The following is a 19,957-nucleotide window of genomic DNA, read 5'->3' on the forward strand; positions in this document are numbered from 1 at the left end:
TCATGATACAATGGTGGCAAATTTTACTACTTACTTTGTACTCAGCTTATCAAATCTGTGATGAGTTGACGATTGTTTCATCAGCAGGATCACCAGTCTTTGCTGGTTTCATTACAGGACTTGTCATGGGGGATTTAAAGACAGGTCTATTTATCGGAGCTTCTCTTCAATTGACAGTGCTCGGTGTAGGTACTTTCGGTGGAGCTTCTCGTATTGACGCAACATCTGGTGCCGTTCTTGCGACTGCCTTCTCAGTAGCAAAAGGGATTGATCCAGAGATTGCTATTGCTACAATCGCTGTGCCGGTAGCAACTTTGTTGACCTACTTTGATATTCTTGGTCGTATGACTACAACTTACTTCGCTCACCGTGTAGATGCTGCGATCGAACGTTACGACTATAAAGGAATTGAACGCAACTACCTTCTTGGTGCTGTTCCTTGGGCTCTTTCTCGTGCCCTTCCAGTCTTCTTCGCGCTTGCCTTTGGTGGTTCTTTCGTAGAAACTGTTGTTACAGGTCTTGCTAATGTACAATGGTTGGCAAACGGTCTGAAACTTGCAGGTCAAATGCTTCCAGGTCTTGGATTTGCGATCTTGCTTCGTTACCTTCCTGTTCGTCGTAACCTTCACTACTTAGCACTTGGCTTTGGCTTAACAGCAATGTTGACAGTGCTTTATAGCAATGTTCAAAGCCTTGGTGCTGCAGTGTCTAGCATTGTTGGTTCTGATGTGTTCGCTAAACTTCCAAAAGAACAAGCTATTACTTTTGTTAACAACTTCAAGAGTGTATCTATGATTGGTATTGCCATTATCGGTATCTTCCTTGCAGTACAACACTTCAAAAACAGTCAACGTACAGTCGTAGCTGCTCCAGCAAGCAATGTAGAAAGCGGGGAAATTGAAGATGACGAATTCTAATTACAAACTAACAAAAGAAGATTTTAAACAAATCAACAAACGTAGCCTCTTCACCTTCCAATTGGGTTGGAACTACGAACGGATGCAGGCTTCTGGTTACCTTTATATGCTTTTACCTCAGTTGCGTAAAATGTATGGTGATGGCACTCCAGAATTGAAAGAAATGATGAAATTGCATACGCAATTCTTCAATACTTCACCATTCTTCCACACCATTATCACTGGTTTTGACCTTGCTTTGGAAGAAAAAGATGGTGTCAAATCAAAAGATGCGGTGAACGGGATCAAGACAGGTCTCATGGGACCATTCGCTCCTCTTGGGGACTCAATCTTTGGATCATTGGTACCAGCTATTATGGGTTCAATCGCAGCAACTTTGGCTATTGCAGGAAACCCAGCCGGTATCTTCTTGTGGATCGCTGTGGCAGTTGCTTATGACATTTTCCGTTGGAAACAGTTGGAATTTGCCTATAAAGAAGGGGTTAACCTCATCAACAATATGCAAAGTACCTTGACAGCTTTGATCGACGCAGCTGCCGTTCTGGGTATCTTCATGGTTGGTGCCTTGATTGCCAGCATGATTGGTGTTGAAGTTTCTTGGACTCCACACATTGGGGACAAAGCGATTGAAATTCAAGATATGCTCAACCTTATCTTCCCACGTTTGGTACCAGCTATCATCACAGGTGTAATCTACTGGTTGCTTGGACGTAAGGGTATGAACTCTACAAAAGCTATCTTGCTCATCATCCTTGCAGCAATCGCATTCTCAGCATTTGGCCACTTCTTCTTTGGAATGGCATAATGGAGTAAGGTATGGCAAAAGAGTTAGTATTGGTCAGCCATGGTCGCTTTTGTGAAGAGCTCAAAGCGAGCACAGAGATGATTATGGGGCCACAAGAATCCATCCATACGGTTGCACTCTTACCAGAAGAAGGGCCAGAAGACTTTACCGCTAAATTTGAAGCAACAGTCCAAGGTCTAGAAGACTATATTGTATTTGCCGATCTCTTGGGAGGAACTCCTTGCAACACTGTGAGTCGCTTGATCCTTGAAGGACGTGCGATTGACTTATACGCAGGGATGAATCTTCCGATGGTCATCGAATTCATCAATAGTAGCCTGACTGGTAATGAAGGGGACTACCCTGAACGTGCAAAAGAAAGTATTGTCAAGGTCAATGACCTCTTGTCAAACCTTGATGATGATGAAGATGAGTAGGTTGGTAGGGAGTCTGGGAGTATCATCTCAGGCTCCTTTCCCATTTATCAATGTTAGATTGTAGAAAGGAACAACAGTTTCTATGTTAGACTATACAAAAGAAGACTTGCAGGAGCTAGGAGCAGAGATCACAACACGTGAGATTTACCAACAACCAAGGGTTTGGAAAGAAACGGCTCGCTTGTACCAAGAAAGAAAAGCGGAAATAAAAGCTTTCTTAGAAAAGATTGGACAAGAGCATGACTATATCAAGGTCATCTTGACAGGGGCAGGGACCTCAGCCTATGTGGGGGATACCTTGGTTCCTTACTTGCAGGAAGTGCATGATGAACGCCACTGGAATTTCCAATCCATTGCGACGACGGATATCGTAGCTCATCCTCAAACCTATTTGAAAAAAGAGGTTCCGACGGTTTTAGTATCCTTTGCCCGGAGTGGTAATTCGCCAGAAAGTGTCGCCACCGTGCAGTTGGCCCAAGATCTGGTTGATGAACTCTATCAGATCACTATTACCTGTGCCGAAGAAGGAAAACTGGCCCAGCAAGCCCACGGGGATGAGCGCAATCTCTTGCTTCTCCAACCTAAAGAAACCAATGATGCCGGCTTTGCCATGACATCCAGCTTCACCTCCATGCTCTTGACAGCTCTCTTGGTCTTTGATCCAAGCGAGGAAGAGATCAAGGAAAAACGAGTAGAAGAGCTGGTTCATCTATCTGAGCAAATCTTGGAGAAGGACCGTGCGGTCAAGGAAGTGGTCGATCTAGACTTTGAGCGCGTGATCTATCTGGGAGCAGGACCTTTCTTTGGCCTAGCCCATGAAGCCCAGCTCAAGATTTTGGAATTAACAGCAGGAAAAATTGCAACCATGTATGAAAGTCCTGTCGGATTCCGTCACGGTCCGAAATCCCTCATCAATGACCAGACTCTGGTCCTGGTATTTGGCTCCATTGATTCTTATACCCGTCAGTATGATCTGGACTTGGTTCGCGAAGTTGCAGGAGATCAAATTGCCCGTCAGGTCGTTCTCTTGGCTGATCAAGCTGCAGGGATCGAGCATGTACGGGAAGTGTTGGTGGAAGCATCAGCAGACTCATTAGATATCTACCGTGCCTTCCCTTACATTATCTATGGTCAATTGATTTCTCTTTTGACTTCGCTCAAGGTGCAAAATCGCCCAGACACACCTTCACCGACTGGTACCGTCAATCGGGTTGTTCAAGGGGTGATCATTCATCCATTTCATAAAGAATAGCCACTAATTTTCTATAAAAAGTGGAGTGTTTCTTCTTGTGAAACTGATACAATGGAGAAAAACAGTGAGAGGAGAAGGTTAGTGAAACAGTATCAAGAAAGCGTGTTTGGGGAATGGCAAAATCAAGAGGTTCGGGCTTATCGCCTCGAAAATGACAAGGGCTACCAATTATCTGTCATGACCTATGGGGCGACGATCTTAGAATATGTGACACCGGATAAAGAAGACCAGTTTACGAATATTATTCTAGGCTTTGATCGCTTTGAGGACTATGTGGGCAATAGCCCTAAATATGGGGCTAGTATTGGACCGGTAGCAGGTCGGATTGCAGGAGCTAGCTTTGAACTCAATGGAGAGACCTATCACTTGGAGGCCAATAACGGTGCCAACTGCAACCACAGTGGACCGACGGGTTGGGACAGCGCTTTGTTTAGCGTGGAGTCGGTAACGGATCAGGAAATTACCCTATACACAGAACGTGCAGATGGAACCGGTGGTTTCCCTGGAAATCTCAAGATCTGGGTAACCTATGGTTTGACTGAAGATGGTGAACTCGAGATTGCTTATCGGGTAGAAACGGATCAAGATACCTTGGTCAACCCGACTAACCACAGCTATTTCAACCTATCTGGGAACTTCACCCAGCCGATCAATGACCATGTCTTTCAGATCAACCATCAAGGGCTTTACCCTATCCATCCAGACGGTGTTCCTCTTCAGACCGTGGATAGAGAAAGTCCGGTTGTCCAGCATCTCTACCAAGCTATGCTCTTGGAGGATCTTTTTAAGGACTCTGATCCGCAAATCCGTCTGGTAGAAGGATTAGACCATCCATTTGCTCTTCCAGAAGGGCATGAAAATGCCGGCTTTCTTTACCATCAGCCATCTGGACGTTTTTTGACCTTCAGGTCAGAAGCCCCAGCCTTGGTGGTATATTCAGCCAATTTCGTAGACGAAACTGTTCATCTGCAAGGCCAACCAATGGTTCAGCACAATGGCTTGGCTCTAGAATTCCAAACAGTGCCAGATGCCATTCACAGTGACCAGGCTGAAAAGGTCATCTTGAGAGCAGGTCAAGTCTTCACCAGCAAGACTAGCTACCATGCCATCGCTAAGAAATAAGGAGGAAAGGGGTGACCCAAACAAGGATGTGAAAATCTTGCTTGGGACATCCTCTTTTTCTAGAAAAAATTTTTTAGAAAAACTATAAGGAAATTTTAAGCTTCCTATCGTATACTAATAGCATCATCAAAGACCTCCTAACTTTGAATGATAAAACTCCTAAAACTTTTTCATAATAATCTCCCTATAAGAGCCACCAAAACCGGTGGCTTTTTTCTATGTACCTTAGTGAGTCAAGTCTGATAGGGACGTAGACGAGCTTAGGTACATTGACGCAGTTCGAACGCAAGTGAGAACTACGATCTTTAAAAAATTAATGAGGTGAACTCAGAGAGTTCAACCGAACCAAAGGTACCGAAGTATTTTAATAGAGCGTAAGCTCTTTATTTTTTTGCACAGAAAAAAGCTCCTTGAGAAAATCTCAAGGAGCAGTGGAATGACTACTTGCTCGTTGCATCAGACACTTTTTTGAATTTTGCTGAAATAATCGTATTTAGATTATTCCGTCCATCGCGTTGCTCAATCGTCAACGTTAAAATATCTCCATCAATAGAGTATTTATACGTAGTTTCTTTAGCGACAGGTCCAATGGACATGGTTGCAAGTTGCACAATATTGATAGCTTCTGGGAAGATAATCGTTTGGTTTGCTGTATCTAATTTACCGTTCTTCAAGACAGAATGAATTTTAGCATTACCTTTATCAAATTCATAAGTTGTATTGGGCAAGTCCTTAGCGCCATCCTGTAGATTGACTGATAATTTGGTAAATTGATCTTTAATATATTCGTCTTTCGTTTGAGTCACTTTAGATGCATCTTTTTGTTTTAAGTAATCGTAGAACCTTCCAAAACCATCTGCTAGAGATACAGTATAGTCGAATTCAACAGATGTATCTGTAATGTTCAACGTTGGTTTTAAATCTTTCCATGCCTCAGGATAGATCAGCTTGATAGCCGAATCATCATTGTCAAAATCTTTAAAGGCTAAGCTACGTTCAAGAGCTGGTCGGAAGTCGATGGCTTGCCATTTTCCTTCAATTGGAACAGGGTCTTTTTGAGTAGTGCTTCCTTTACGTTTGAAGTGTAGTTCATAGTGAACTGGAAGATTATTTTTCTTCGCTTTTCCGTCAATCGTGACATAAAGCATGTCGTCTTTTAATTTGTAGTGATATGTGTTTGGCGAAACGCGATTTTCACCGAATGAGAAGAAGAATGAGTTTGCTACTGAAAGTCCTTCATCAAAGGTCATTGTTTTGGCACCTTGATCAATAGAACCCGTTGCTTCGTAGCTAAACACGCCAGTATCTTTATTCATGCTGACTTTGTATTTCTTAAAGTCGCCTGCAAATCCTTCATGAGAGTCATACATGATTTTTTTGAATTCTTCTTCAGTCTTGCCTCTAGCTTCTGTTGTGACAGTGTAGAAAGCTTTAATAAAGTTATCAATGTTATAGTCGTATTTAATCGTTGCCGTATTGTTTTCAATCTTCATGTCCATTTTGAAGTCTTTAACAGATTCAAGCAAGTGTGCAAAGTGGATTCCATGGAGGGTATAGGCACCGATGGATTCCGTTAAAGCATCGAGAGTATCGACTAATTCCCATTCGCCATCAATCGTTTCGACTTTTGCTGTTTCTGTTTTAGCAGCATTTTTAGAGCCACTTTGTTTTTGAGAACAAGAAGCTAGTAGGAAGACTGAGAGCAGAGCAACGAATGCTAAAAATAATTTTTTATAACGTCTAATCATCGTTAGACCTCCTTAAAATAGATGATTGTATTACGCTTATATTATACGTTCAACACAATTGTTTTGCAAGGGCTTTCAAACGAATCGCAATTTTGTTTTGTAACTTGACCGATTATTCAACATAAGAAACGGAAAAATTGTATGTAGCAGAGTACCCAATAGATGAGATTCTCAAGGTTTCCTAAATTATTTTTTTGCACAGAAAAGAGGCTGGGACAAAAGTCCTAGCCTCTCAATTATTTTTGGATTGTCGAGCAAGACGCAGTGGTTGAGTGGGCTCTACTACGCTGATTTCATCAGCTTTTACAGCCCTACTCAACTGTGCGGAGGTGGGACGACGAAATCGAATTCTAACGAATTACCGATTTCTGTCCCACTCTCAGTGAGCTATTTAATTAGTTTTAGGATCTGAAACTTTCTTGAATTTCATTGGATAAACGAGATGTGCTCCTGTTTCTTCGAATGTTTTTTCAGCGTAAATTGTAAGGATGTCACCATTCAATTCGTAGTGATAAGTAATTGGTACGTCTGTAGAATTAATATAAAGAGGTAGAACTCCAAAGATGTTTGGAACTTCAGGGAATACGATCGTTTTTGCATTCTCGTTTAAAACCCCATCATTTAACGTTGCAGTTAACACTTTTGTATTGTTATCAAACGTTCCAGTTTGATGTTTAAAACTTCCAAATTTCTTTTCTCTTACGCCTAGAAGGATGGCAGTAGCTTCTTCTTTTGTAGGATATTCATCTTTATTCTGTTCAGCATAAAAATCAATATACTTATTCATATCAGCACTATAAGAATAAGTTACATCTGTTCCTGTGATTTTTAGAGTCGGAACGATATCTTGGAAGGCTTCAGTAACCTTTAATCGACTATTAGCATCACCATAATAAATTAAGAAAGTACGTTCCACTGTATCTCTAAAATCTACAGCTTTCCAGTCTCCTTCGAGTGAGACTGGGGTCGGTGCTACTGTGGTAGTTTCTGCAACTGTTGTAGTCTCAGCTGTTGTTTGTTGTTGCTGTTGTTTCTGTTGTTTTTGCCCACATCCTGATACAAATAGAAGAGCAAGAAGGGAAAACATCCATAGGGAACTTTTTTTCATATTGTTCATGATTGATCACTCCTTCTAATGATTGTCTCCTACGTAGTTGAAACGAAGACGCATTACTCTAAAATGACTTTGTTCATCTTTCCCTTCAGCATAAAGTGTTATTTGCTTACCTTCAACGGTGTAAGTATAAGTAATGGGTACAAGTGAATTATACGTGGTTCCCATAACAATTCTACTTAAAAATGTAGGTGTTTCAGGGAACGTAATAGTATGTTTCTGTGTATCGATTTCTCCAGTTAGAGAGTAATCATAGGCATAATTAGGTTCGTCAAGAGTAATCTTTGTATGTTTCAAATTTGGAATATAATTCTTAAATTCAGCAGTTTTATTTTTTAAATACGATTCATAATTCGCTTTGTTCTCTCCTGTTGCAAATGCTTGATCCTCATACAGTTTTCTGTAATCAAAATGGTACTTCAATTCAACGGTTTTATCTTTAATGGTCATCGTCATCTTAACCTTATCGAAGTCATCAAGCATTAGTACAGCGGCAAGTTTTTTGATATTAGAAGCTAGGAATACTTTTTGAATGGTCATTTGTTGGTCAGTCCATTTCCAAGTTCCTTGTTGATCCTTTGTAAGATCTTGTGGTGCTTTGATTGTTTGAGGAGATTTATCTGTTTGAGAAGACTTATTTGTTTTAGAAGACTGCGATGGAGAAGACTGACATCCTGCAATAAGGAGCACTGCAAAGAATGCCAAGAAACCGAAAAGGATCTTCTTTGTTTTAGTAAACATAAATTTACCTCCTAAACGTTGTTGCTTTAATTTTATCATTAAAGGAAATAATTATAAAGTGAAATGGTGAGCGATAGAAGAAGAAGGGACTGTATAATAAAAAGAAAGGTTGGCGATGAGGGCAACCATTCAACTTATTCTAACGAACGCTAGTGAGAACCAGGATCTTTAAAAAACACATTCTATTTATGGTACCGAAGGTATCATTTTTTGCTATAATAGACTGTATGAGTAGAATTTTAGACAATGAAATCATGGGCGATGAAGAGGCCGTTGAACGGACGTTGCGCCCGCAATATTTACATGAATATATCGGTCAAGATAAGGTCAAGGACCAGCTGAAAATCTTTATTGAGGCGGCTAAGCTTCGGGATGAGGCGCTGGATCATGTCCTTCTTTTTGGCCCTCCGGGGCTTGGGAAAACCACCATGGCCTTTGTCATCGCTAATGAACTGGGCGTCAATCTCAAGCAGACTTCTGGTCCTGTCATTGAAAAGGCCGGTGACTTGGTAGCTATCCTCAATGATCTAGAACCGGGGGATGTCCTCTTTATCGATGAGATCCACCGTCTTCCTATGTCAGTCGAAGAAGTGCTTTACAGCGCCATGGAAGATTTTTACATCGACATTATGATTGGCGCTGGGGAGAGCAGCCGGAGTGTCCATCTGGACCTTCCTCCTTTCACTTTGATTGGGGCGACAACGCGAGCTGGTATGCTGTCCAATCCCTTGCGTGCTCGCTTTGGAATTACGGGGCACATGGAATACTATGAGCAAGATGATTTGACAGAGATTGTCGAGCGGACCGCCGAAATCTTTGAGATGGAAATTACCCACGAAGCTGCCGAAGAGCTTTCTCTTCGTAGTCGTGGGACCCCTCGGATTGCTAACCGGTTGCTCAAACGGGTGCGCGATTTTGCCCAGATTATGGGCGACGGCTTGATTGACGATACCATTACCGACAAGGCTCTCTCTATGCTAGATGTGGACCATGAAGGACTGGACTATGTCGATCAAAAGATCCTGCGTACCATGATTGAAATGTACGGCGGTGGCCCGGTCGGGCTTGGGACTCTATCGGTCAATATTGCTGAAGAGCGAGAGACTGTTGAGGACATGTATGAGCCTTACTTGATTCAAAAAGGCTTTATCATGCGGACCCGAACAGGGCGCGTGGCGACCCGCAAGGCCTATGAACACCTGGGATATCCCTACAATGGAGACTAAAAGAAGATGCTGACGGAAGAAGTGATAGTAGAACAGATCCAAGCGGATCCGGAGATGATGACTGTCTTGGCCATTATTCGAGATCTCGACTTGGCAGATGCCTGGTTAGCAGCGGGCGCGGTGCGAAATTTCATCTGGAACCAGCTCTCTGGAAAACCAGGGTTTGATGCGACGACCGATATGGATCTGGTCTTTTATGACCCTGAGATCAGCTATGAGGAGACTCTCCAGATCGAGCAGGAATTAAAGAAGACCTATCCCCAGTACGCTTGGGAAGTGAAAAATCAAGTCTACATGCACCAGCATAGCCCGGGGACGGCTCCATATCATAGTGCCTGTGATGCGGTTTCCAAATACCCCGAGCAGTGTACGGCTCTTGCGGTTCGCTTAAGGAAAGAGGGTCAGCTAGAGCTCTTTCTCCCTTATGGGACAAAGGATATCGAAGACTTCATCGTTCAGCCGACTCCACATTTTTTAGCCAGCCCCGAGCGTTTAGCGGTTTATACAGAGCGGATGAAAAAGAAGGATTGGCAGAGTAAATGGCCTCCATTAGAGGTTCGTTTTCCAAAATAGAGAAACAGATCAGATTTGAAAAAGGAATCTGATTTTTCTTTAAAATGATGGAGGCACTTTGTCATCTTTCTGTCACATTTTTGTTATAATGGTAATAGTATGCTGGTTTTCCATAGTGGAAAGCCAAGAGCTCAGCTAGGTTGGGCAGTCCGAACAAGGAGTTAGGTGGAATCATGAAAAAAATCGTCTTTGTCTGCTTAGGAAATATTTGTCGGAGCCCCATGGCGGAGTTTGTCATGAAGGACTTGACGGATCAGTATGAGATTGAAAGTCGGGCCACCTCGAGCTGGGAACATGGCAATCACATCCATCAGGGAACCCAGAAAATCTTTCAACAACACCAAGTCCCGTATGATCCAGCCAAGACATCCTTACAGATCAAGGAAGAGGATTTTTACAACTTTGATTTGATCCTAGGGATGGACGAAAACAATGTAGCAGATCTGAAGCGAATGGCTCCTGCAGGAACAGAACACAAGATTCATCTTTTTGCTTCTGAAAGTGTGCCAGATCCGTGGTATACCGGTGATTTTGAGGAGACCTACTCCAGAGTCCTGAGTGGCTGTAAGGCTTGGTTAGATCAGCTAGCAACTTCTTAAGAGTTTGATATGTGAGAGAATGAATATGAAAGAATTTTATGAGACTTATAAGGTCTATCTGACGCGAAAAAATTTAGAAATAGCAGCATTAGTCGTGATTGTTCTATCTGCTTTGCTGGTTTTCCTTTCAGCCATTCCAGGTCAGGGCGTCTTGACCTTGGATAAGGGGGCGATCCGTTACGACGGAAGTTTGGTCCGTGGCAAGATGAATGGCAAGGGAACCGTCACCTTTAAAAATGGGGATACCTATACAGGTAACCTCGTCAACGGCTCTTTTAGCGGCTATGGTAAGTTTAAGTCCAAGGATGGTTGGACCTATGAAGGGCAGTTTGTTAACGGCCAGCCGGAGGGCAAAGGCACCTTAACCACAGAAGCCAACGTCGTATACAAAGGAACATTCAAGCAGGGGATTTATCAAAATGCGCATTAAATGGTTTTCACTAGTCCGTGTTACAGGACTCTTATTGGTATTGCTTTACCATTTCTTCCAAAAAGCCTTTCCTGGAGGCTTCATTGGGGTAGATATTTTCTTCACCTTCTCAGGATTTTTGATTACAGCGCTCTTGATCGATGAATTTGCGCGCAAGCAAGGAATCGACTACCTGGCATTCTTGAAACGGCGCTTTTACCGGATCGTACCACCCCTTGTCTTTATGGTCTTGGTCGTGATGCCCTTTACCTTTATGGTCCAACGGGACTACGTGGCTGGTATTGGGACTCAGATTGCGGCGGTCTTCGGTTTTGTGACCAATTTCTTTGAGATGGCAACGGGTGGTAGTTACGAAAGCAACTTCATTCCACATCTCTTCCTTCATACCTGGAGTTTGGCTCTAGAAGTGCATTACTATGTGCTATGGGCACTTTTGGCATGGTTCTTGGCTAAGCGGGCTAAGACGGTTGGAAAGTACCGAGGCATGCTCTTCCTGGCATCCAGCGGGCTCTTTCTCTTCACCTTCTTGTCCATGTTCATCCGCGCCTTTCTGACAGCTAATTTCTCTACTATCTATTTTTCTAGCTTCACTCACATCTTCCCCTTCTTTGCGGGATCATGTCTAGCAACGGTAACAGGGATTGCTAATGTCAGCCCGAACTTTACAAAGTTGGTGCAGTCTTGGAGCATGAAAAAGACCTTATCGGTCTTGGGTGGAAGCTTTGCCTTCTTGTTTGTGCTCAGTCTTTTCTTGCCATTTGATAGCTTGTGGACCTATCTGTTTGGCTTTTTAGCAGCGACAATCGCAGCTTGTGCCATGATTCTGTCGGCCCGCATTCTCCATGAAAAGACGCCAGATAAAAAAGAACCAGCCATTCTCAATTTCTTGGCAGATACTAGTTATGGTGTCTATCTTTTCCACTGGCCTTTCTTTATCATCTTCTCTCAACATTTGGGAAATATGATGGCAGCCCTTGTGACGACGATCGTTTCCTTGATTCTAACGGCTCTGTCCTTCTATATTTTGGAGCCAACTATTGCAGGCAAGGAACCTCGTGTCTTCGGCATGAAGATGGATCTCAGTTTTTTGACCAAGCCGATCTTTTACCTCATGATTCCTCTGGCTCTCTTGATGATTGGAATCTCCGCCTTTGCACCAACCGTTGGAGCTTTTGATGAGAGTTTGGTAGTGAGTGGGCTCAATCAAGCAGACAGCAAAATGCAGGTCACACGGACGCAAGTGGATAATGCGACGGCAACAGACTATAACGTCTCAAATGGTGTGACCATGATCGGTGATTCCGTTAACTTGCGAGCGCAGGACTACCTGACTAAAGCCATCCCTGGCATCCAGATCGATGCAGTGGTGAGCCGTCAGTTGGAAAATGGAATGAAGGTCTTTGAGACCGATATCTCCAATAAAGTTCTCCTAAAAAATGTGGTCATTGCCCTAGGAACCAATACTGTAAGCAACTACAAAGAATTGCTGGATCAGTATGTTGAGAAACTTCCAAAAGGCCGTCGCTTGATCCTTGTGACACCATATGATGGGCGCTATGCCAACGATCAGTCCAGTGAATCGGTTCAAACGCGTCTTTATGAGTTGGAACTAGCTAAGAAATACGACTTTATCACGATTGCGGACTGGTACCAAGTAGCAATTGAAAATCCAAACATTTGGGTGGGAACAGACTCTGTTCACTTCAATATGGAAACCAATGGTGGGGAACTCTATGCTCAAACAGTCAAAGAAGCCCTTGATAAGGCCGAAAAAGGTCCGGTCAAGAAGTAACAATGCTTCTCTGAAACTGAAACAAAACAAATCCTAACAAAATAAAACAAAAAGCAACTTTTTACTTGTAAAAAGCTGCTTATTTTAGTAAGATTAAGAAAACGCTTACAAAAATCAATTGAAAACATCTCTTTGTGAAGAAAAAATTTTTTTAATTATTTTTTCACAATTTTGCTAGACAATTGCTTTCACATCAATAAGATTGATAAAAATTTCACAAACTTCAAAAAAATCTTTGTGAAAGTTGCTTGGAAGTGTTTACAAAAATCTCAAAATAGAGTACAATTATATTGTGAAATAATTAACAAATCGAAATTTCTTACACTATTCTTGAAAATTTCAGAAAACATGAAAAAGTTCTAGAAAAGGATAAGGGTTTCAAACATTGGAGGAAAGCATCAAATGGCTGATAAAAAAACTCTCTCACCTGAAGAAAAGAAACTCGCTGCTGAAAAACACGTAGACGAGTTGGTGCAAAAAGCGCTGGTGGCGCTTGAAGAAATGCGCAAATTGGATCAGGAGCAAGTAGACTACATTGTGGCGAAAGCATCTGTGGCGGCTCTTGACGCTCACGGTGAGCTCGCTCTTCATGCCTATGAAGAAACTGGTCGTGGAGTCTTTGAAGACAAGGCGACGAAGAACTTGTTCGCTTGTGAACACGTAGTAAATAACATGCGTCACACGAAAACAGTTGGTGTCATTTCAGAAGATGATGTCACTGGTTTGACCCTGATTGCTGAGCCAGTCGGAGTTGTCTGCGGGATCACACCTACAACCAACCCAACTTCAACAGCAATCTTTAAAGCCTTGATTTCATTGAAAACACGGAACCCTATCGTCTTTGCCTTCCACCCATCTGCTCAAGAATCATCTGCTCATGCGGCACAAATCGTACGCGATGCGGCAATTGCAGCTGGAGCACCTGAGAACTGTGTGCAATGGATTACCCAACCTTCTATGGAAGCAACTAGTGCCCTTATGAACCATGAAGGAGTTGCGACCATCCTTGCGACCGGTGGTAACGCCATGGTAAAAGCCGCTTATTCTTGTGGAAAACCAGCTCTTGGGGTAGGTGCCGGAAACGTTCCTGCTTACGTTGAAAAATCAGCCAATATCCGCCAAGCAGCACACGATATCGTCATGTCTAAATCATTTGACAATGGTATGGTCTGTGCGTCTGAACAAGCGGTTATCATCGATAAAGAAATCTACGATGAGTTTGTTGAAGAATTCAAATCTTACCACACTTACTTCGTTAACAAAAAAGAAAAAGCCCTTCTTGAAGAGTTCTGCTTTGGTGTAAAAGCCAACAGCAAAAACTGTGCGGGTGCGAAATTGAATGCGGACATCGTTGGGAAACCAGCAGCATGGATCGCTGAACAAGCTGGCTTCTCTGTACCAGAAGGAACCAATATCCTTGCGGCAGAATGTAAAGAAGTTGGCGAAAAAGAACCGTTGACTCGTGAAAAATTGTCACCAGTCATCGCTGTCTTGAAATCTGAAAGCCGTGAAGACGGAATTAACAAAGCTCGCCAAATGGTTGAATTCAACGGTCTTGGTCACTCAGCAGCCATCCATACTGCTGATGAAGAATTGACCAAAGAATTTGGTAAAGCAGTTAAAGCTATTCGTGTGATCTGCAACTCTCCTTCGACTTTCGGTGGTATCGGGGATGTTTACAATGCCTTCTTGCCATCATTAACACTTGGATGTGGTTCTTACGGACGCAACTCTGTTGGGGACAACGTTAGTGCCATCAACCTCTTGAATATCAAAAAAGTCGGACGCCGGAGAAATAACATGCAATGGATGAAACTTCCTTCAAAAACATACTTTGAACGTGATTCAATTGAATACCTACAAAAATGTCGTGACGTTGAACGTGTCATGATCGTTACAGACCACGCTATGGTAGAGCTTGGTTTCCTTGATCGTATCATCGAACAGCTTGACCTTCGTCGCAACAAGGTGGTTTACCAAATCTTTGCAGACGTAGAACCAGATCCAGATATCACAACTGTTGAACGTGGTACAGAGATCATGCGTGCCTTCAAACCAGATACGATCATTGCTCTCGGTGGTGGATCACCAATGGATGCGGCCAAAGTAATGTGGCTCTTCTACGAACAACCAGAAGTGGACTTCCGTGACTTGGTACAAAAATTCATGGATATCCGTAAACGTGCCTTCAAGTTCCCATTGCTTGGTAAGAAGACTAAATTTATTGCGATCCCAACAACATCTGGTACAGGATCTGAAGTAACTCCATTTGCCGTTATCTCTGATAAAGCCAACAATCGTAAATACCCAATCGCAGACTACTCATTGACTCCAACAGTTGCCATCGTAGACCCTGCCTTGGTATTGACAGTTCCAGGATCTGTTGCAGCAGACACTGGTATGGACGTCTTGACGCACGCGACAGAAGCTTACGTATCACAAATGGCTAGCGATTTCACAGATGGTCTTGCTCTTCAAGCTATTAAACTTGTCTTTGAAAACTTGGAAAGCTCAGTCAAGAATGCGGACTTCCATTCACGCGAAAAGATGCACAATGCGTCAACCATCGCAGGTATGGCCTTCGCCAATGCCTTCCTCGGTATTTCTCACTCAATGGCCCACAAGATCGGTGCGCAATTCCACACCATCCACGGACGGACCAATGCCATCTTGCTTCCATACGTTATCCGCTACAACGGTACACGCCCAGCCAAGACAGCTACATGGCCTAAGTACAACTACTACCGTGCAGATGAAAAATACCAAGATATCGCTCGTATGCTAGGACTTCCATGCTCTACTCCAGAAGAAGCCGTTGAAGCTTACGCAAAAGCTGTATACGAACTCGGTGAACGCTGTGGTATCGAAATGAACTTCAAAGCACAAGGCATCGATGAAAAAGAATGGAAGAAACATTCTCGTGAATTGGCCTTCCTTGCTTATGAAGATCAATGTTCACCAGCTAACCCACGTCTTCCAATGGTAGACCATATGCAAGAAATCATCGAAGATGCTTACTATGGTTACAAGGAACGTCCAGGACGTCGTAAATAAGACGCCAAGGAACAACTGATGTTTATCAGCTACCCCCACTCGAAAGAGCGGGGGATTTTTGCTATTTGGGTCCAAAACTCGTTTTTTCATAAAAAATTAGACTTTTTTTCAGAAATTGTGTTATTTTTATAGCATTCCGAGCTATTTTATGTTACCCTATAGTGTGTGAATCTGCCTGTAGCTGAAGGGTTATGATCCTTTTTCAGTTATAGGAAACGAAAAAATAAATCCAAGAAAGGAGGCCATCTCAAATGGAGTTAGAAGGTGACGTGCAAGGAAGACAAGATCAGGCACAGAAAATTATTGAAATGCCCCAACGAGATCGGGAAACTTCCACTTCAGAAAATCAGCCATCATCTGCTTCAGTGGTCTCCATGTATGGGCAGGAAAAGCCAAGCATTTCTAGCCTCCATCAGCAACTAGCGAGCACGTCTGGGACCCAGACCATTCAATTGCGCGAGGAATTGGTGCTGGCGGTAGCGCAGAATGCTTCAGCGCAAGCAACTGCCTTTGAGGCAGAGGTCAAGGATAAGCTGGAAGAGGCCAAGGAGACGGTTTCTCATAAGGTCGCTGAGGTGTCACAAATGGCCCACAGCATGGCCCAATTTTTAACAGATGCAGAAGTGGAGCAACTATTAGGAGAGTTCTCCATGGATACTTGTTGGGACCAAGCGGTAGAGGCGGAGAACCTCGCCCAAGCAAAGGCCTACTCTACTCGCTTGTCAGATTTGGCAGGTCAGCTGGAGGCTGCTTCAGCTCAATTGGTGGACTTGGACAAGGGACAAGCGACGGCCTTTGATTTTTCATAAGTAGGAGAAAAAGATGTTAGAGATCCTGGGAGAGGACAGAGAACGAATTGAGGAGCTCCATCGAGAGATTAAAAAGGAGCAAGAGCGGATTGCGATCAGAAGTTTGATTGCAACGCAAAAAGCCTTGATGATGTTGGAAGGGATGAGTTTGCAGGTAACCTTGGGCGGTCAATCCGAAAAGATGCGCTCTTTTGCTACAACGACCCTCGTTAGTGATTTGAAAGATGGATTTACAGGAGGAGCAGCGGACGCGGTAGAAACAGCACTGAAATCAGTGAAGAAGCCGATTTTATTGAGTCCGATTAAAGGAGGTATGTGATGTACCATTCAGGAAATAGTGAATTAGAACAACTAGAAGATCGACATTACCGCTTCAACCAGAAACTTAGCGAGTTGGAGTGGGATTATGCGGATATGCGTATGGATGTCCGCCAACATACAGAAAATTTAGTGGACTGGCTAAGTGCCCTTCATTTTCAAGCGCCAAGTGCGGAGGCCCAAAGTGGCTTGGAGCGTTTATTTGCCTTGCAAGAAGAGTTTGAGGCAGAACTCAAGCGCTATGAAGAGCGTTTAGAAGAAGAGCGTGAGCGCGAGCAGCAAGAGTACTACAAGCAGCGCCAACAATTAGAACAAGGTGATTGAAACATTCCTCTGGTAGAGATAAGAGGAATGTTTTTGTTTGCTCAAAAACTTTTAAAAATGTGCTCATAAATTCTTGCAAGCGCTTACTTAGTATGTTATAATATTCACAAAGAAACGAAAATAAAATGGTTTTATCAAACCAACAAAAAAGGAGTCGCTTATGAAAGCTGCAACTTATGTATCTGCAGGCAATCTGCAACTGCTGGATCAACCAAAACCAGTGATCAAAAATCCAACGGATGCCATTGTGCGTGTCTTGAAGACAACCATCTGTGGGACAGACCTTCACATCCTAGGAGGAGATGTGCCAGCTTGTAAAGAAGGCACGATTTTAGGCCACGAAGGAATCGGGATCGTCGAAGAAGTCGGCGATGCAGTGAATAACTTCAAGGTAGGCGACAAGGTCATCATCTCTTGTGTCACAGCTTGTAATACCTGCTACTACTGTAAACGTAGTTTGCCTTCTCACTGTGAAGATGGTGGTTGGATTTTGGGTCACTTGATCAACGGAACCCAAGCAGAGTATGTCCACATTCCACATGCGGATGGTAGTCTTTATCATGCGCCTGAAACTGTGGATGACGAAGCCTTGGTCATGCTCTCAGATATTCTCCCAACCTCTTATGAAATCGGGGTCCTCCCATCTCATGTAAAACCTGGGGACAATGTCTGTATCGTTGGAGCTGGTCCGATCGGTCTTGCAGCTCTCTTGACTGTGCAGTTCTTCTCACCAGCTACGATTATCATGGTGGACTTGTCTGAATCTCGTCTTGAAGCGGCTAAGAAATTTGGAGCAACTCACACCATCTGCTCCAGCGATATCGCTGAAATCAAGGCCTTTATCAATGAAGTGACCGAAGGTCGTGGTGTCGATATCTCCATGGAATGTGTGGGCTATCCTGCTACCTTTGATGTCTGCCAAAACGTCATCTCTGTCGGTGGACACATCGCTAATGTCGGTGTCCACGGAAAACCGGTTAGCTTCAATTTGGATGATTTGTGGATCAAGAACATTACCCTCAACACCGGTCTTGTCAATGCCAATACTACTGAAATGTTACTCAATGTCTTGAAATCAGGCAAGATCGATGCGACTAAGCTCATCACCCACCACTTCAAACTCTCAGAAGTTGAAAAAGCCTATGATGTCTTTAAACATGCGGGTGAAAACCATGCTCTCAAGGTGATTATCGAAAATGATATCAGTGAATGAAGTGGCAACTAATATTTGTTCATAGTTTTTTTAGACGGACCAGAGATATTCTGGTCCTATTTTCAACCCCCAAAAGCCAATGATTCCTTGCAAAATAAATTTGTTGTCTTATAATAGAAGTACAGAAAACGATTACATAAAGAGAAAGGTGTGATCTTATGAAACGGTTTTGTTATCATCGTGAATTCTGGATGGACTTCCATTTCTGGATCTTGGTCTTGCTTTTAGCGGCTGTGGCGTTGACGATGCGGGCTCCGCTTTCGGTAGTTAGCCTGGCTTATCTTGCTTTTGTTGGGATTTTGATCCTTCTTCAGGTCTTTCAACCGGCTGTATCGACACGTCAGTATCCAGAAGGTAGCTACCATTTCAATTGGACCTTCTATCGCGATACCCGACTGTATATCGATCTCTCTTTACTAGCAGGTCTCTTGGCAGGCCCAATGGCTTCATCGGATATGGTCTATTGGATCTTGCTTGGAGCCGTCGTCGGCTCTATCGGCTTTGTATTTGTCGTAAAGGAAAAAGCGACTCAAAAGATGACCTAGGGAATCACCATGTCCTAGATCTCTGAAACTAGTTTCAGAGATCTTTTTATTTTCCCCTAAATGTGAAACTATAATCCAATTGCACGATTAATATTGTAAGCGCTTTAAAAATAGATTATAATCAATTTACAAGTACTCGAGTTGCCTTATTATCAAAGGAGTAGGAGTTATGTCAAAGATTACAAAAGATGAACTGATTGAACAAATCAAAGACGGCATCATTGTTTCTTGTCAAGCTCTCCCTCATGAACCGCTCTATACAGAAGCAGGAGGAGTCATTCCTCTCTTAGTAAAAGCGGCTGAGCAGGGTGGAGCTGTCGGAATCCGAGCCAATAGTGTCCGGGATATCAAGGAAATCAAGGAAGTGACCAAGTTACCGATCATTGGGATTATCAAACGTGATTACCCACCTGAAGAACCCTTTATCACGGCGACTATGAAAGAAGTCGATGAGCTGGCAGCTTTGGATATCGCAGTCATTGCGCTTGATTGTACCAAACGGCTGCGTCATGATGGCCTTTCGATTAGTGACTTTATCCATCAAGTCAAAGAGAAATATCCTGACCAACTCTTGATGGCTGATATCTCTACTCTGGAAGAAGGATTGACAGCTGTCGAAGCGGGAGTGGACTTTGTCGGAACGACCCTTTCGGGCTATACGGACTACAGTCCAAAGGTTGATGGTCCAGATTTTGAACTGATTCATCGTCTCTGCCAAGCAGGAGTAGATGTCATCGCAGAAGGCAAGATCCACTATCCGGATCAAGCCAAGAAAATCCATGATCTCGGGGTTCGCGGCATCGTTGTAGGTGGTGCCATTACTCGACCAAAAGAGATTACAGAGCGCTTCGTCGCAGCCTTAAAATGAGTAAACAAAACAGTAGATTGAAGGAGGAGGAGACCGAATAGAGAGTAGTCGAATCTGAAACATGAACAAGAATAGGCGTCCTCATTGAGGA

General features: G+C 43.2%; 20 protein-coding genes. 17 read left to right on the plus strand and 3 right to left on the minus strand.

Going from position 1 to position 19,957, the window contains the following annotated elements; genetic code table 11:
- Nucleotides 1–2: 2 nt before the first annotated feature.
- From RIN70_RS00350 to RIN70_RS00370, 5 genes are all read left to right on the plus strand, one after another.
- Nucleotides 3–917, plus strand: a complete 915-nt coding sequence (locus RIN70_RS00350) for a PTS mannose/fructose/sorbose/N-acetylgalactosamine transporter subunit IIC (RefSeq protein ID WP_049483971.1) — start codon at nt 3–5, stop codon at nt 915–917.
- The gene (locus tag RIN70_RS00355; RefSeq protein ID WP_023920055.1) at nt 904–1,722 is read left to right on the plus strand and encodes a PTS system mannose/fructose/sorbose family transporter subunit IID; all 819 of its coding nucleotides are present in this window, start codon (nt 904–906) and stop codon (nt 1,720–1,722) included. Before RIN70_RS00350 ends, RIN70_RS00355 begins: the two co-directional genes overlap by 14 nt.
- An 11-nt stretch (nt 1,723–1,733) precedes the next feature.
- Entirely contained in the window at nt 1,734–2,138 is a 405-nt protein-coding gene (locus tag RIN70_RS00360; RefSeq protein WP_003002366.1) for a PTS sugar transporter subunit IIA, read from the plus strand.
- A gap of 82 nt (nt 2,139–2,220) precedes the next feature.
- On the plus strand, nt 2,221–3,390 hold the full coding sequence (locus RIN70_RS00365; RefSeq protein WP_313790593.1) for an SIS domain-containing protein: 1,170 nt from the start codon (nt 2,221–2,223) through the stop codon (nt 3,388–3,390).
- A gap of 81 nt (nt 3,391–3,471) precedes the next feature.
- The gene (locus RIN70_RS00370) at nt 3,472–4,512 is read left to right on the plus strand and encodes an aldose epimerase family protein (protein ID WP_118398187.1); all 1,041 of its coding nucleotides are present in this window, start codon (nt 3,472–3,474) and stop codon (nt 4,510–4,512) included.
- Nucleotides 4,513–4,952: 440 nt separating this feature from the next.
- Here RIN70_RS00370 and RIN70_RS00375 read toward each other — a convergent pair whose 3' ends face one another.
- The 3 genes from RIN70_RS00375 to RIN70_RS00385 form a co-directional block, all read right to left on the minus strand.
- Nucleotides 4,953–6,260: a hypothetical protein gene (locus tag RIN70_RS00375; protein ID WP_313790594.1), complete on the minus strand. Its 1,308-nt coding sequence runs from the start codon at nt 6,258–6,260 to the stop codon at nt 4,953–4,955.
- A gap of 391 nt (nt 6,261–6,651) precedes the next feature.
- Complete coding sequence (locus RIN70_RS00380; protein ID WP_313790595.1) at nt 6,652–7,377, minus strand: hypothetical protein; 726 nt, start codon at nt 7,375–7,377, stop codon at nt 6,652–6,654.
- A 15-nt stretch (nt 7,378–7,392) separates the two neighbouring features.
- Nucleotides 7,393–8,115 carry a hypothetical protein gene (locus RIN70_RS00385; RefSeq protein ID WP_313790596.1) on the minus strand — a complete coding sequence of 241 codons (723 nt, stop codon included), beginning with the start codon at nt 8,113–8,115 and terminating at the stop codon, nt 7,393–7,395.
- A gap of 227 nt (nt 8,116–8,342) precedes the next feature.
- On the opposite strand from RIN70_RS00385, the gene ruvB reads away from it, so the two are divergent.
- The 12 genes from ruvB (at nt 8,343) to RIN70_RS00445 (ending at nt 19,866) form a co-directional block, all read left to right on the plus strand.
- Nucleotides 8,343–9,341: a Holliday junction branch migration DNA helicase RuvB gene (gene ruvB / locus RIN70_RS00390; protein ID WP_021154208.1), complete on the plus strand. Its 999-nt coding sequence runs from the start codon at nt 8,343–8,345 to the stop codon at nt 9,339–9,341.
- 6 nt (nt 9,342–9,347) lie between these two features.
- The gene (locus RIN70_RS00395) at nt 9,348–9,914 is read left to right on the plus strand and encodes a nucleotidyltransferase family protein (RefSeq protein ID WP_313790597.1); all 567 of its coding nucleotides are present in this window, start codon (nt 9,348–9,350) and stop codon (nt 9,912–9,914) included.
- 173 nt (nt 9,915–10,087) lie between these two features.
- On the plus strand, nt 10,088–10,513 hold the full coding sequence (locus RIN70_RS00400; protein ID WP_313790598.1) for a low molecular weight protein-tyrosine-phosphatase: 426 nt from the start codon (nt 10,088–10,090) through the stop codon (nt 10,511–10,513).
- Between the two features lie 25 nt (nt 10,514–10,538).
- Complete coding sequence (locus tag RIN70_RS00405) at nt 10,539–10,943, plus strand: MORN repeat-containing protein (RefSeq protein ID WP_031572807.1); 405 nt, start codon at nt 10,539–10,541, stop codon at nt 10,941–10,943.
- Nucleotides 10,933–12,735 (plus strand): acyltransferase family protein, encoded by a 1,803-nt coding sequence (locus RIN70_RS00410; RefSeq protein ID WP_023920066.1) that lies wholly within the window; start codon nt 10,933–10,935, stop codon nt 12,733–12,735. Before RIN70_RS00405 ends, RIN70_RS00410 begins: the two co-directional genes overlap by 11 nt.
- 402 nt (nt 12,736–13,137) lie before the next feature.
- Nucleotides 13,138–15,789: a bifunctional acetaldehyde-CoA/alcohol dehydrogenase gene (gene adhE, locus RIN70_RS00415; RefSeq protein WP_070845585.1), complete on the plus strand. Its 2,652-nt coding sequence runs from the start codon at nt 13,138–13,140 to the stop codon at nt 15,787–15,789.
- 251 nt (nt 15,790–16,040) lie between these two features.
- Complete coding sequence (locus tag RIN70_RS00420; protein ID WP_313790599.1) at nt 16,041–16,598, plus strand: hypothetical protein; 558 nt, start codon at nt 16,041–16,043, stop codon at nt 16,596–16,598.
- A gap of 13 nt (nt 16,599–16,611) precedes the next feature.
- A complete protein-coding gene (locus tag RIN70_RS00425) occupies nt 16,612–16,917 on the plus strand; it encodes a hypothetical protein (protein WP_003002376.1) in 306 nt (101 codons plus the stop codon).
- Nucleotides 16,917–17,240, plus strand: a complete 324-nt coding sequence (locus RIN70_RS00430) for a hypothetical protein (RefSeq protein WP_003009394.1) — start codon at nt 16,917–16,919, stop codon at nt 17,238–17,240. Before RIN70_RS00425 ends, RIN70_RS00430 begins: the two co-directional genes overlap by 1 nt.
- A gap of 160 nt (nt 17,241–17,400) precedes the next feature.
- Complete coding sequence (locus RIN70_RS00435; RefSeq protein WP_003015314.1) at nt 17,401–18,453, plus strand: zinc-dependent alcohol dehydrogenase family protein; 1,053 nt, start codon at nt 17,401–17,403, stop codon at nt 18,451–18,453.
- Nucleotides 18,454–18,611: 158 nt separating this feature from the next.
- Complete coding sequence (locus RIN70_RS00440) at nt 18,612–18,998, plus strand: ABC transporter permease (RefSeq protein ID WP_313790600.1); 387 nt, start codon at nt 18,612–18,614, stop codon at nt 18,996–18,998.
- 169 nt (nt 18,999–19,167) lie between these two features.
- Nucleotides 19,168–19,866 (plus strand): N-acetylmannosamine-6-phosphate 2-epimerase, encoded by a 699-nt coding sequence (locus tag RIN70_RS00445; protein WP_313790601.1) that lies wholly within the window; start codon nt 19,168–19,170, stop codon nt 19,864–19,866.
- The last annotated feature ends 91 nt before the right edge of the window (nt 19,867–19,957 follow it).

This window comes from Streptococcus parasanguinis (assembly GCF_032163505.1).
Taxonomy (GTDB): domain Bacteria; phylum Bacillota; class Bacilli; order Lactobacillales; family Streptococcaceae; genus Streptococcus; species Streptococcus parasanguinis_V.

Coding starts and splice junctions, on each gene's coding strand:
- RIN70_RS00350 (WP_049483971.1), top strand. CDS start 3: ATGATACAATGGTGGCAAATTTTACTACTTACTTTGTACTCAGCTTAT.
- RIN70_RS00355 (WP_023920055.1), top strand. CDS start 904: ATGACGAATTCTAATTACAAACTAACAAAAGAAGATTTTAAACAAATC.
- RIN70_RS00360 (WP_003002366.1), top strand. CDS start 1,734: ATGGCAAAAGAGTTAGTATTGGTCAGCCATGGTCGCTTTTGTGAAGAG.
- RIN70_RS00365 (WP_313790593.1), top strand. CDS start 2,221: ATGTTAGACTATACAAAAGAAGACTTGCAGGAGCTAGGAGCAGAGATC.
- RIN70_RS00375 (WP_313790594.1), bottom strand. CDS start 6,260: ATGATTAGACGTTATAAAAAATTATTTTTAGCATTCGTTGCTCTGCTC.
- RIN70_RS00380 (WP_313790595.1), bottom strand. CDS start 7,377: ATGAACAATATGAAAAAAAGTTCCCTATGGATGTTTTCCCTTCTTGCT.
- RIN70_RS00385 (WP_313790596.1), bottom strand. CDS start 8,115: ATGTTTACTAAAACAAAGAAGATCCTTTTCGGTTTCTTGGCATTCTTT.
- ruvB (WP_021154208.1), top strand. CDS start 8,343: ATGAGTAGAATTTTAGACAATGAAATCATGGGCGATGAAGAGGCCGTT.
- RIN70_RS00395 (WP_313790597.1), top strand. CDS start 9,348: ATGCTGACGGAAGAAGTGATAGTAGAACAGATCCAAGCGGATCCGGAG.
- RIN70_RS00400 (WP_313790598.1), top strand. CDS start 10,088: ATGAAAAAAATCGTCTTTGTCTGCTTAGGAAATATTTGTCGGAGCCCC.
- RIN70_RS00405 (WP_031572807.1), top strand. CDS start 10,539: ATGAAAGAATTTTATGAGACTTATAAGGTCTATCTGACGCGAAAAAAT.
- RIN70_RS00410 (WP_023920066.1), top strand. CDS start 10,933: ATGCGCATTAAATGGTTTTCACTAGTCCGTGTTACAGGACTCTTATTG.
- adhE (WP_070845585.1), top strand. CDS start 13,138: ATGGCTGATAAAAAAACTCTCTCACCTGAAGAAAAGAAACTCGCTGCT.
- RIN70_RS00420 (WP_313790599.1), top strand. CDS start 16,041: ATGGAGTTAGAAGGTGACGTGCAAGGAAGACAAGATCAGGCACAGAAA.
- RIN70_RS00425 (WP_003002376.1), top strand. CDS start 16,612: ATGTTAGAGATCCTGGGAGAGGACAGAGAACGAATTGAGGAGCTCCAT.
- RIN70_RS00430 (WP_003009394.1), top strand. CDS start 16,917: ATGTACCATTCAGGAAATAGTGAATTAGAACAACTAGAAGATCGACAT.
- RIN70_RS00435 (WP_003015314.1), top strand. CDS start 17,401: ATGAAAGCTGCAACTTATGTATCTGCAGGCAATCTGCAACTGCTGGAT.
- RIN70_RS00440 (WP_313790600.1), top strand. CDS start 18,612: ATGAAACGGTTTTGTTATCATCGTGAATTCTGGATGGACTTCCATTTC.
- RIN70_RS00445 (WP_313790601.1), top strand. CDS start 19,168: ATGTCAAAGATTACAAAAGATGAACTGATTGAACAAATCAAAGACGGC.